The following is an 11892-nucleotide window of genomic DNA, read 5'->3' as shown; positions in this document are numbered from 1 at the left end:
GTAGCTCAGCTGAGGTGGTCGCCTTCCCCGATTCGGGCACCGCGGGCCCAATCGCCCGCCGCCATGGGCTTCTTCCCCTCGGCCCGCACCTCCCCGAGGAGCACGGGGTGACTGGCCGTGCCGACCCAGACGCGGTTCTTCTGGACGCGGATCTCGCCCGGCGCCAGCTTCTCGGCGTCAGGAGCCTTTTCGACTCTCCCCAGCTTCAGCCGCTGCCCCCGGAACTCGGTCCAGGCGCCGGGGTTGGGCGTGCAGGCCCGGATCAGCCGGTCGACGCGCAGGGCCGGGGCGGCCCAGTCGACCCGGGCGTCGTCGACCTGGATCTTGGGCGCCAGGCTGACGCCCTCGGCGGGCTGCGGACGCGCTTCGAGGGAGCCGTCGGCGATGCCGTCGATCGTGGCGGCCAGCAGGCCCGCGCCCGACTCGGCCAGCCGCGCCAGCAGCTCGCCGCTCGTGTCGGAGGGCCGGATCTCCTCGGTGACCACGCCGAACACCGGACCGGCGTCGAGCTCCTTGACGATCCGGAAGGTGGCCGCTCCGGTGATCTCGTCGCCGTGCAGCACGGAGTGCTGGACGGGGGCCGCGCCGCGCCAGGCCGGCAGCAGCGAGAAGTGCAGGTTGACCCAGCCGTGGGCCGGGATGTCGAGCGCGGCCTGCGGCAGCAGCGCGCCGTAGGCGACCACCGGGCAGCAGTCGGGCGCGATCTCGCGCAGCCGGTCGAGGAACGCCGGGTCGCCGGCCTTCGCGGGCTTCAGCACCTCGACGCCCGCCTCGGCGGCGAGCTCGGCGACCGGGCTGGGATGGAACTGCCGGCCCCGCCCCGACTGGGCGTCGGGCCGGGTCACCACGGCCGCCACCTCGTGGCGGGAGGCCAGCAGGGCCCGCAGCGACGGGAGCGCGGTCTCGGGGGTGCCCGCGAAGACGAGACGCACTAGATGGCCCTCCCGCCGGTGGCGTGGGGCGAGAACCGCACGACCGGGGCGGACAGGCCGCTCCACTCGGCCTCGCGGACCGCCTTCATGGCGGCCTTGCGCTGCCGTTGGTCCATGCGGTCGATGAACAGGATGCCGTCGAGGTGGTCGGTCTCGTGCTGCAGGCAGCGCGCCATCAGGTCGGTGCCCTCGATCGTGACCGGGTCGCCGTGCATGTTGAAGCCCTTGGCGACCGCGCGGATGGCGCGCGGGGTCGGGAAGGCCAGGCCGGGGAAGGACAGGCAGCCCTCCTCGCCCTCCTCGTCGCACTCCTCGCCCAGGTCGAGGACCGGGTTCACCAGGTGGCCGACCACGTCGTCGATGTTGTAGGTGAAGACGCGGAGCCCGACGCCGATCTGCGGGGCGGCCAGGCCCGCGCCCGGGGCGTCCATCATCGTGTCGGTCAGGTCTTTGACCAGCTTGCGCAGTTCCTTGTCGAAGGTCTTCACCGGCTCCGCCGGAGTGCGCAACACGGGGTCGCCGAACAGGCGGATCGGCTGAACTGCCACCAGAAGGCTCCTTGGACTAGGGATCAGCCCAGTTTAAGGGCGCTCTCAGCGCGACCGGGTCTTCATCGCCGCCTTGCGGGCGGCCTTGGCGACCACGACGTCGGGGTGGTTCTTGCCGAGCAGTTCGAGCACGGCCAGAGCGTCGGGGTGGTCGGCCGCGCCCATGACGGGCACCAGGCTGAGCAGGTCGTCGCCGAGCACGTCGAGGTCGCCGCCCTTGGCCGGGGCGCCCAGGTAGAGCAGGGCGGCCAGGGTGTCGACGGCCACCCACGCGCCGTCGGCCTCGCCGAGGGCCGGGGCGTCGAAGTCGCGCACGCCCAGCCAGGCGGCGGCGTAGCGCCACATCAGCGGCTCGTCGAGCGCCTCGCGCACGGCCGGGGCGGCCTCGGGGCCGAGCTCCTCCAGGACGGTGCCGGCGGTGCCGCGCTGGGCGGCGTTGCCGGTCGCGGCGATCTTGATGAGGTCGCGGGCCGCCTCCTCGGGCGCCCGCCGCTCCAGCCACAGGCTCGCCGCGCTGGCCGACGCCTTGCCGGCGATCAGGGCGTCGACGAGCTCGCCGGCGGTCAGCAGGGCCAGGCCCTCGATCTCGCTCAGCGAGGGGGCGTCGTGGCCCTCACGCAGCAGGTCGCGGCGGACCGCCCACACGCCGATCGGGGTGAGCCGCACCGAGTCGGCCCCCGCCGGTTCGATCAGCCCGCAGTAGGCCAGCAGCTCCATCGCGGCGGCGAGCTCGGCGGGCAGTGCCAGGCGCAGCCTTCGCAGCTCCTGGAGCCCGGCCTCGCAGCCGACCTCGTGGGCCTGCAGGATGCCGGTCGTCAGCAGCGGCACCGCCATGCCCTCGCGCACGGAGTACATCGTCGCCAGGATCTCGGTCAGGTGCTCGTCGACGACGGCCGAGCCGGTCAGGCCCTGCTCGTCGGTCCGGTCGAGCACGTCCATGACGACGCCGTCCCAGAACTCCATCGTGTCGCGAACCCCGGGCCCCGGACGGGCGCCCTCGGGGGTGATCTCGACGAGGCGGCCGTTGACCGCCACGATCCACAGCAGCCGCAGCCGGTCGGCCTTCAGGCCGAGGTCGTGGACGACCTGCGCGGCGTCGCCCGGCAGGAGGTTGTGATCGTCGGCGACGGGGCGGGTGCCGGTCCAGACGGCGAGGCGGGCCGCGTCGCGCACCAGGGGGACCGCCCGCACCTGAGCGGCGAGCTCGTCGTCGAGCGCCAGCTCCACCGGCGGGAAGGTGAGCACGTCGCTGTCGAGGATCGCTGAACCTGGCATTCCTGCAACTTACTCCACACTGGTTACCTGATACCCCGCGAACGAGCCTTGAAGGCGGCCTTCCTGGCGGCCTTGGCGGCGTTGCGGTCAGGCAGGGTGTGCCCGAGCAATTCAAGCACCTGCACGACGTCGGGGTGCTCCACCTTCCACATGTCCTCGATCACCTCGGGCGACGGCCCGGAGGCGGCCATGTTCTCGGCGAACGACTCGGGATCGGCCTCGGCCGCCGGGATCGCCAGCGCCAGCATGTCGACGCTGACCCAGAGCATCTCGTCGTCGGTCATCGGCGGCGCGCCCAGCCGGCGGGCCGACAACCAGTGGATGACGTGGGGCCGCAGCTCCTGGTCGGACAGGTACCGCCGGACGGCGGGCTCGGCCTCGAACCCCAGCCGGTCGACGATCGTGACGGCCACCCCGCGCACCTCGGCGGGCGCGCCGACGACCGCTTCGAGCAGCTCCCCGGCGGCCTCTGCGGGCGACCGCGCGCCCAGCCACCGGACGATGTCGGGCTCGGCCGCCTCGGGCGAGATCCCATCGGACAGCAGCCCCGCGATGAGCCCGCTCGCGTCGCCCTCGGCCAGGTCGGGCGCGATGGGCGCGTCGAGGCCGAGTTCGGCGTACATCTCGCGGATCCCCCACATCCCGTGGGGGGTCAGCACCAGCCCCTCGGACGTGACGGCGACGGTGCCGGCGGCGGCGAGCCCTTCGAGCGCCTCGGTCAGGTCGCCCACCGGCCCGTCGTCGGCCACCTCGCTGAGATAGTCGCCCACCGCCTCGACCGGGACCGGGACCTGGAGCCGGTAGAGCAGGTCGTGGATGGCGTAGACCTCCTTGTCGACCACCGCCGACCCGGTGACCTCGCCCCGGTCTTCGCCCAGGAACTCGACCAGCCCGACCCAGAGGTCGAGCACGTCTTCGTCGGCCCGCTCCTCCAGCGGCCGGAACCCGGCCTCGGCGCTGACCTGGACGCCGTCGAGCTCGGCGAGCCCGAGCTCCAGCGCCAGCCCCCAGGCGGCGGCCGGCCGCGCCACCCCGCGCCCGGCGAGCACCTTGGCGTCTTTGACCCGCAGCGCCTTGCGGGTGGTCGCGGTGGCCCCGCTGCCGACCATCCAGGCCACGACGGTGTGGGCGTCGCGCAGCAGCGGCACCTCGCGCACCAGCTTGGCGACCTCACCCGGCGCGGCCAGCCGCACCGGCGGCAGCGGCGCGCAGCCGGGGCAGTCGCAGTCTTCGTCGAGGGTGAGGCTGCGCCCCTGCCCGAGGCGCGGCGCGGCGTCGTCGACCCCCGGCTCGATGAGCTCGAAGGTGTCGGCCCCGATGACGCTGAAAATGCTCTTGGCCATGCCGAACTTGGACGAGTCGGCCAGCGCGGCCGGCATCAGCGGCCCCACCCGGTCGAGCGTGCCCCGCATCTCGGCGGCGGTCGTATCGTCGACCTCGCCGGTCGCGGCCAGGAAGTCGACGAGCGAGTGGGCGGCCGCGACGGTTCCCGGCGCGCTGTCGGGCGGGGTGATCACCTTGCGTGGATAGATCTCCAGCAGCAGTTCCTCGAAAGTGGCGGGCCGGAAATCCCCCGGCGCCCCGACCTCCAGGTAGTCACTCGCGTAGTCGCACAGCAGCCTGATCTCATCGACATCGGGCGTGACGCCGTTCTCGTGCCCCCACACGCGCAGGCCATCGATGGCCCGGTTCACCCATTCGATCGACACAGGGAGACGCTAACGGGTTACTGACCGCATCGCGAATTCACCGGTGCGGACGACCCCCGGAACCCCTCACCGCGAAGGCTCTCCCGCTTCCCTGGTCCACCGCCGCCCAGGGGTCGCTTTCGCTCTGGCGGCCTCGGCGAAGGGCCTCGTCCCTCGCGCTCCCGGGAAAGGCTCCGCTCCCCTCGGCCGCATATCCCGGCGACCGCGCTTCACGAAATCGTGCTCTTTCCTTCCTCGTGCCGAGCTCCCTGACGTGACTCGAAGCCAATCACCGAGTCAATTATCGGCACGCCGTAAAACAGGCCGGCATCACGCAGGGTCCCCAAGCCGGATGACTCGGCTTTCGGGGCCGGGACGTTTCCGCTGTGGGATTCTCGCTTGCTTCCCCAGGGCGAACACCCCGGCCGGACTGCCCGAGAGCCAGGCGAGGCCGGCCTCGGTCAGCGGGCCTCTGCCCGGCAGCAGGTGAGGACAAGCCTCCGCTTGCACGGAGAACGTCTCCTGCCGATCGGGTGCCTGTCGGCATAGGAGGGCCGCCGACCGGTACGTGTGGGATCCGCTCCTGCGGGAGTTGATGACGCGCTCCCGGGTGCGCAAACCCGCAGAAACGCCACCAGCGACATTCCTTTGTCCCGATTAGAACTGGAACCTTGGCGGCGCAAACAAGAAAGGAAACGCCTTCTTGGCAGCGCGACGACACTCTGCTTCCGCAGAAACTGGAGATGCCACTTCCGTAAAGCCCCGACCGCACCGGCGAACGCCTTCGTCGGAGGTCTTCGACTCTCGGGTTCGCGGTGACCACATGCAAGTCTTCGACGCTCAGAACACGATGATCACAGCGAGCCCTTGAGACGCGGGACTACATGCGAGTCGTCGCCCCTTGAGACGCGGGACTACATGCGAGTCGTCGCCCCTTGAGACGCGTGCTCATAGCGAGTCCTCGCCCCTTGAGGCGCGGTGCTCACAGCAGTCCCCGCCCCTGCAAGGCGGCACCACATACCAATCGTCGCCCCCTGAGACGCGGTGCTCACAGCAAGTCCTCCTCCCTTGAGAGGCGGTGCTCACACCAAGTCCTCGCCCCTTCGCTCCCTCGAACGCGGGACCACATACGAGTCGTCGCCCCCTGACGCGCCGACCTCAGCGGGTCTTCACCCCTCGGGATTCAGGTGTGATCACAGCAGATCGAGCGGATCGATGTCGATCCTCACGACGTCGGCGGCCTTGCGCGCCGACCTGATCCCGGCCGCGCCCTTGAGGACTCTGACCAGTTCGGCCCCCCGCGACCGCGCCGCCCTGAGCACGGCCCGCTCCTCGCCGGTCCGCCCCACCGGCACCGGCCCCAGCACCTCGACACCTTCCGGAAGGGTCACCAGCCCGAGCATCTCGCGGATCGCCGAAGGGGGCCCGGTGAGCGTACCGACCTGAGTGACGGGCGGGAACCCGAGTTCGGCGCGGTCGCGGAGCTCGCGCTCGGCGTGCGTGACGGGATCCCACCGGACCAGCGCCTGGGTGACCGGCGCCTGCGCGTCGGCGAGCACGACCACCTCCCCGCCGGGCCGCACGAGCGCGGCGGCGTTCAGCCACCTGCGCAGCGCCTCCTCGGCGGCCCGCAGATCGGGCCTGCTGAGCATCGCCCACCCGTCGAGCAGCGCGGCGGCCGCGTAACCGTTTTCGGCGACCGGCTCGGCGCCGGGAGTGGCCACCACGAGGGCCGGCGCGTCGGGCACCGACGCGAGCACCCCGTCGCGCCCCGACGTGGTGACCCGCGTCGACGGGAACGCCCGCCCCAGCTCCTCGGCCGTCCTGCGCGCTCCCACGACAGCCGCTCGCAGCCGGGGAGACCCGCAGTTGGGGCACCGCCAGTCTCCGGCGATCCGGCCGCACCAGCGGCAGTAGGGCGCCGCATGCCCGTTGGTCAGCGCCAGCGGCCCGGAGCAGGCCGAACACTGCGCCCGCGTGCGACAAGACTGACAATTCAACGCCGGGAGATATCCCCGCCGAGGCACCTGCACGAGCACCGGCCCGCTCTCCAGCCCCCCTTTGAGCGCCCGCCAGGCGACACTCGGCAACCGGGCCGCCCGGGCCGCCTCGTCGCGGTGCAGCTCGGCGTCGTCCCCGGCCGCCCGCACCCGGGGCGCCCGCCGCCGGACGTCATCGCGGGCGGCGGTCAACGGTTTCGCCCACCCGGTGGCGATCAGCCGTGTCCCTTCGGCGGTACGCGCGTACCCTCCGATCAGCATCGCCGCCCCGGCCGCGTGCACCCGCGTCGCCAGGACCTCCCGGGCGTGCGGGTAGGGCGCCAGCCGCTCGGAGTGCAGATCGTCCCCGTCGTCCCAGAGCACCGCGAGCCCCAGTTCCCGCACCGGCGCGAACGCCACGGCCCGGTTGCCGACGGCGACCCCGACCTCCCCGCGCAGCACCTTGAGCCACCGTCGATAACGCTCGGCGGGCCCGAGATCGGCGGTGATGGCGACGTGCGGGACGTCGGCGAGCGCGGCGTCGACCATGGCGACGTCCTTGCCATCGGGAACCACCACCACGGCCCCCCGCCCGGCGGCCACGGTGGCGGCAACGGCCTCGGCCACGGCCTGCGGCCAGCTGGGCGGCCCGCCGGGCAACGCCGTCCAGACGGCCCGGACCGCCCGCCCTTCGTGAAGCGCGGCGAGGAATGCGGGCCCGGCGGGATAGGCAGCCCAGTAGCCGCTGCTCCAGTCATGACTCGTGTCTTCCTGCGGCGAGGACACCCCGTCGGCAGGCCCACCGGAAATATCAGGATTCGCCCCGGCCGACGACCATTCCCGGCCCGCCTCCCCCGGGGGCGAGGAAGTCTCATCTCCGGGACCACCGGAAGTCACGTGACTCGCCCTAACCGACCCAGGCGACGGCCACTCGCGACCCGCCTCCCCCAGCGGCGAAGATGCCGCAACCGCACGGTCGCCGGAATTCTCAGAATGCGCCTCAACCGCCCCGGCCGAGGGCCGCAAGCGAACCTCACCCCCATGCGGCGTAGACGCCGCGACCGCGCGACCGCCAGAAGTCAGCGGATTTCCCCCGCCAGACCCGCCAGACCCGCCAGACCCGCCCGATCCGCCCGATGGCCGCCTGTGACCCGCATCCTCATCCGACGAAGACGCCACATGCACAGGACCGCCAGACGTCTCAGAATTCGCCCCGCCCCACGAGCCCTGACCCGCGTCCCCCCGCGGCGAAGACGCCACATCTGCGCGGCTGCCGGACACCTGGAGGCTCGGCACACCCGCCGACCCCTCCTGACCCGGCAAAGACCCCGCAACCGCGGCACCGCCAGAAATTTCGGGATTCGCCGTGCCCCACGCCCCGCTCTGTCCCGCGTTCCCCTGCAGCGAAGACACCGCATCCGCCCGGCCGCCCGATATTTCAGGACTCGGCCCACCCGGCAGCCGATCCCGACCCGGCAAAGACGCCACATCCGCAGGACCGCCAGAGATTACGGGATTCACCCCGCGAGACGACCCCTGACCCGCACTCCCCTCCGGCGAAGACACCTGGTCTGCCTGACCACCGACCAACTCGGGACTCGGTCCACCCCCCGGCCCCTCATGACCCGGCGGCAAAGACGCCACATCCGCAGGACCGCCAGAAGTTACGGGTATCACCCCGCCAGACGACCCCCGGCCCGCATTCCCCTCTGGGGAAGACACTCCATCTGCCCGGCCAGGAATCGGCCCACCCGCCGACCGATCCCCATCCGGCAAAGACGCCGCAACCGCCGCACCACCAGAAATTTCGGCATTCGTCCCGCCCGACGACCCCTCGGAACCCGCGCCCCCCTGCCGCGAAGACCCCACGCCGCCGGAAATTTCAAGATTCGCGCCCCCAGCCCCCCCGCCGTCACCAGGCCGAAGAGTCGCCGACACCCCCCGCCGGGACACCGCCGCCGCCTCCGCCCGCGCGTGTCGCGGCGGGATCGCCAGCCGCAGCACGTCGGACAACGTCCCCGCATACCGGTCGGCCACCGCCCGCGCCAGAGCGGAGATCTCCGCCGTCAGCACCCGCTCAGCCGAGATCACCCGCTCAAGGAAGAGCAACGCCCCCTGATGCGCGCTGGACTCCACCCGCTCCAGCAGAAACGCATCGGTCAGCTTCCCGGCGAACCGCACCCGCACCCGCACCCCGGGCAGGGCGACGTCGTCGAGCGCCACGGGAACGAGATAGTCGAAGGGCCGATCCAGGTGCGGCAGCGGGTTGTCGACCACGACACGCGCCACCGGAAGGTGCGGGGCGGGTGCGGGCGCGCCTGCGGCCCTCCCTCGGGCTGCCGGGGAGGTCGCGTCGGAGGGAAGCGCGATCAGCGCCTCCTGCGAACCCTCGCTCACAAGGCCCAAGTCCTAGCAGCAACCAAAAGATCCCCGGGCCGGAGCCCGGGGATCTGGGGAAAACTACAGACCGGCGGCGGCGCGCAGCGCGCCGGCGCGGTCGGTCGACTCCCAGGAGAAGCCGTCGCGGCCGAAGTGGCCGTAGGCGGCGGTCTCGGAGTAGATCGGGCGGAGCAGGTCGAGGTCGCGGATGATCGCGGCCGGGCGCAGGTCGAAGACCTGGAGCACGGCGGCCTGGATGGCGGCGATCTCGACGGTCTCGGTGCCGAAGGTCTCGACGAAGACGCCGACGGGCTGGGCCTTGCCGATGGCGTAGGCGACCTGGACCTCGGCGCGGTCGGCGAGGCCGGCGGCGACGATGTTCTTGGCGACCCAGCGCATGGCGTAGGCGGCCGAGCGGTCGACCTTCGACGGGTCCTTGCCCGAGAAGGCGCCGCCGCCGTGGCGGGCCATGCCGCCGTAGGTGTCGACGATGATCTTGCGGCCGGTGAGGCCGGCGTCGCCCATGGGGCCGCCGATCTCGAAGCGGCCGGTCGGGTTGACCAGCAGGCGGTAGCCCTCGACCACGATGTCGAGGTCGGCCAGGATCGGCTCGACGACGTGCTCGCGGATGTCGGGGGTCAGCATCTCCTTGAGGTCGATCTCGGGAGCGTGCTGGGTCGACACGACGACGGTGTCGAGGCGGACGGGCTTGTCGCCGTCGTACTCGATGGTGACCTGGGTCTTGCCGTCGGGGCGCAGGTAGGGGACGGTGCCGTTCTTGCGGACCTCCGACAGGCGGCGGGCCATGCGGTGGGCCAGCGTGATCGGCAGCGGCATCAGCTCGGGGGTCTCGCGGCAGGCGTAGCCGAACATGAGGCCCTGGTCGCCCGCGCCCTGGCGGTCGAGGTCGTCGGCCTGCTGCTCCTCGCGGTGCTCGATGGCGTCGTCGACGCCCTGCGCGATGTCGGGCGACTGGGCGCCGATGGAGACCGAGACGCCGCAGGAGGCGCCGTCGAACCCCTTGTGGGAGGCGTCGTAGCCGATCTCGAGGATCTTCTCGCGGATGACGCCGGGAATGTCGACGTAGGTCTCCGTCGTCACCTCACCGGCGACGTGGACCTGGCCGGTGGTGATCATCGTCTCGACGGCGACACGGCTCTTGGGGTCGTCCTTGAGCATGGCGTCGAGGATCGCGTCACTGATCTGGTCGGCGATCTTGTCGGGGTGGCCCTCGGTGACCGACTCGGAGGTGAACAGGCGACGGGACAACTCGTGGCTCCTCATGCAGCGGCTGCTGACGGCTAAATGGCTTCGCTGAGTGTAGCCGGACGACCGTCACCCCCGCGAAACCGTCTCACGTTACAAGTCGGGTAGCGGATCCCTCGGGAGATCCCCCGGGGCGAACGCCTCGGCGTCGGCCGCCCCGACGACGGCCACGTACTCGTCGGCGACCTCGAACGACACGCCGCCGAGCTCGATGACGGGCCCCGGCGAGAAGTCGACCGGCCCGAGCCGGGTGCGCCGGGGGTGGCGGGCCCACACCGACGCGGGCTCGTGCCGCCCGAACACCTTGGTGGCCAGGACGGTGATCGACCGGTCGGTCACCACGACGAGATAGCCGCCGCCGTCGGCGTAGGCCGGGAAGACGTAACGCAGGTCCTCGCCCGGCGGGAGCAGGGCGCGGCAACGTTCCCGGATCGCGGCGGACACGGGCATGGCCATCTCCTTCATGTGCCCGGAGAGCCAAACGAGCCTTTTATGGGCCTCATTCCCTCTTTGTCCCGCGAACCCGCGCGTTACACCAGCCGTGCGGCGATCAGATCCCAGACGACCCCCGCGAGATCGTCCTTGGGCCCGCGCGGGATTTCGACCGGCTCGCCCCCCGCCACCAGAACGGTGGCCGCGTTGTCGGGCGTCCCGAAGGCGAGGTTCTCCCCCACCTGGTTGACGACGAGCAGGTCACAGCCCTTGCGCGCCAGCTTGGCCTGCCCGTTGGCCAGCACGTCGTCGGTCTCGGCCGCGAACCCGACGATCACCCGGGGCGACTTCTCCCCCGCCCGGCGCCGCTCCCCGAGCTCGGCCAGAATGTCCGGATTCTTGGTGAGACGAATGGCCTCGGGCTCGTCCCCCGTCTTCTTGATCTTGCTCTGACGAGGCGCGACCGGCCGGAAATCCGCCACCGCCGCCGCCATGACCACCGCGTCGGCGTCGGCTACGGCGTCGATCACGGCGTCCCTGAGCTGCAACGCCGACTCGACCCGCACGACGTCCACTCCCGCGGGGTCGGGCAGTGACACGTTGGCCGCCACGAGCGTCACCGCGGCCCCCCGCGCGGCCGCGACGCGCGCCAGCGCATACCCCTGCAATCCGGACGACCGGTTCCCGATGAACCGAACGGGATCGATGGCCTCGCGTGTCCCGCCGGCGGACACCACCACCCGCCGCCCCGCGAGATCGGCCCGCGCACCGGCGAGAACCGCGCGGCAGACCTGAAAGATCGCGGAAGGATCGGGCAACCGCCCTTTCCCGGAGTCGGCCCCGGTCAGCCGCCCCACGGCGGGCTCGATCACGATGGCCCCCCGCGCCCGCAGGGTCGCGACGTTGGCCTGGGTGGCCGGGTGCTCCCACATCTCGGTGTGCATCGCCGGCGCGAACACGACAGGGCAGCGGGCGGTCAGCAACGTGTTGGTCAGCAGATCGGAGGCCAGCCCATGAGCGGCCTTGGCGAGAATGTCGGCGGTCGCCGGCGCCACGACGAGAAGATCGGCATTCTGCCCGATCCGCACATGCGGCACCTCCTCCACCGAATCCCACACCTCAGCGGAAACGGGATTCCCGGAAAGCGCCGCCCACGTCGGTTCCCCCACAAACCGCAAAGCATCCCGTGTAGGCACAACACGGACAGAATGCCCCGATTCGGTAAACAACCGAAGAAGTTCACATGCCTTATAGACCGCGATCCCCGCGGAAACCCCCAGCACCACCCGATTCGCCACAGAGAAACCCTACCGACCCCCTTCCCACCATTCCGCGCACCCCCACCCAAGAACAAGAACCTTCTTCTATTCCATTACGGCTCCGCCCACCCCAC

The 11892-nt window shown here is 71.6% G+C and carries 8 protein-coding genes and 1 pseudogene; all 9 read right to left on the bottom strand.

The features are described 5' to 3' along the window. Positions 1 to 5: 5 nt before the first annotated feature. Entirely contained in the window at positions 6 to 932 is a 927-nt protein-coding gene (fmt, locus tag AW271_RS36530; RefSeq protein WP_062342657.1) for a methionyl-tRNA formyltransferase, read from the bottom strand. Continuing rightward, the gene (def, locus tag AW271_RS36525; RefSeq protein ID WP_062342655.1) at positions 932 to 1480 is read right to left on the bottom strand and encodes a peptide deformylase; all 549 of its coding nucleotides are present in this window, start codon (positions 1478 to 1480) and stop codon (positions 932 to 934) included. The genes fmt and def overlap by 1 nt, the downstream gene beginning before the upstream one ends. Positions 1481 to 1525: 45 nt before the next feature. Beyond that, positions 1526 to 2755, bottom strand: a complete 1230-nt coding sequence (locus tag AW271_RS36520; protein WP_245653377.1) for a hypothetical protein — start codon at positions 2753 to 2755, stop codon at positions 1526 to 1528. A gap of 23 nt (positions 2756 to 2778) precedes the next feature. Then, a complete protein-coding gene (locus AW271_RS36515; protein ID WP_062342653.1) occupies positions 2779 to 4464 on the bottom strand; it encodes a hypothetical protein in 1686 nt (561 codons plus the stop codon). Positions 4465 to 5636: 1172 nt separating this feature from the next. Then, a complete protein-coding gene (locus AW271_RS36510; RefSeq protein ID WP_245653380.1) occupies positions 5637 to 7208 on the bottom strand; it encodes a primosome assembly protein PriA in 1572 nt (523 codons plus the stop codon). 1209 nt (positions 7209 to 8417) lie between these two features. Continuing rightward, positions 8418 to 8699: pseudogene (locus tag AW271_RS41040) on the bottom strand (primosomal protein N' family DNA-binding protein); the annotation flags it as partial. A 183-nt stretch (positions 8700 to 8882) separates the two neighbouring features. Then, entirely contained in the window at positions 8883 to 10070 is a 1188-nt protein-coding gene (metK, locus tag AW271_RS36505; protein ID WP_062342651.1) for a methionine adenosyltransferase, read from the bottom strand. 90 nt (positions 10071 to 10160) lie between these two features. Continuing rightward, a complete protein-coding gene (locus tag AW271_RS36500; RefSeq protein WP_062342747.1) occupies positions 10161 to 10517 on the bottom strand; it encodes a hypothetical protein in 357 nt (118 codons plus the stop codon). Between the two features lie 80 nt (positions 10518 to 10597). Next, on the bottom strand, positions 10598 to 11797 hold the full coding sequence (gene coaBC / locus AW271_RS36495) for a bifunctional phosphopantothenoylcysteine decarboxylase/phosphopantothenate--cysteine ligase CoaBC (protein WP_062342649.1): 1200 nt from the start codon (positions 11795 to 11797) through the stop codon (positions 10598 to 10600). Positions 11798 to 11892: the final 95 nt, after the last annotated feature.

This window comes from Herbidospora sakaeratensis (assembly GCF_001570525.1).
GTDB lineage: Bacteria > Actinomycetota > Actinomycetes > Streptosporangiales > Streptosporangiaceae > Herbidospora > Herbidospora sakaeratensis.
Note: the sequence above shows the minus strand (reverse complement) of the source record. Positions and strands in the feature narration are given on the sequence as shown.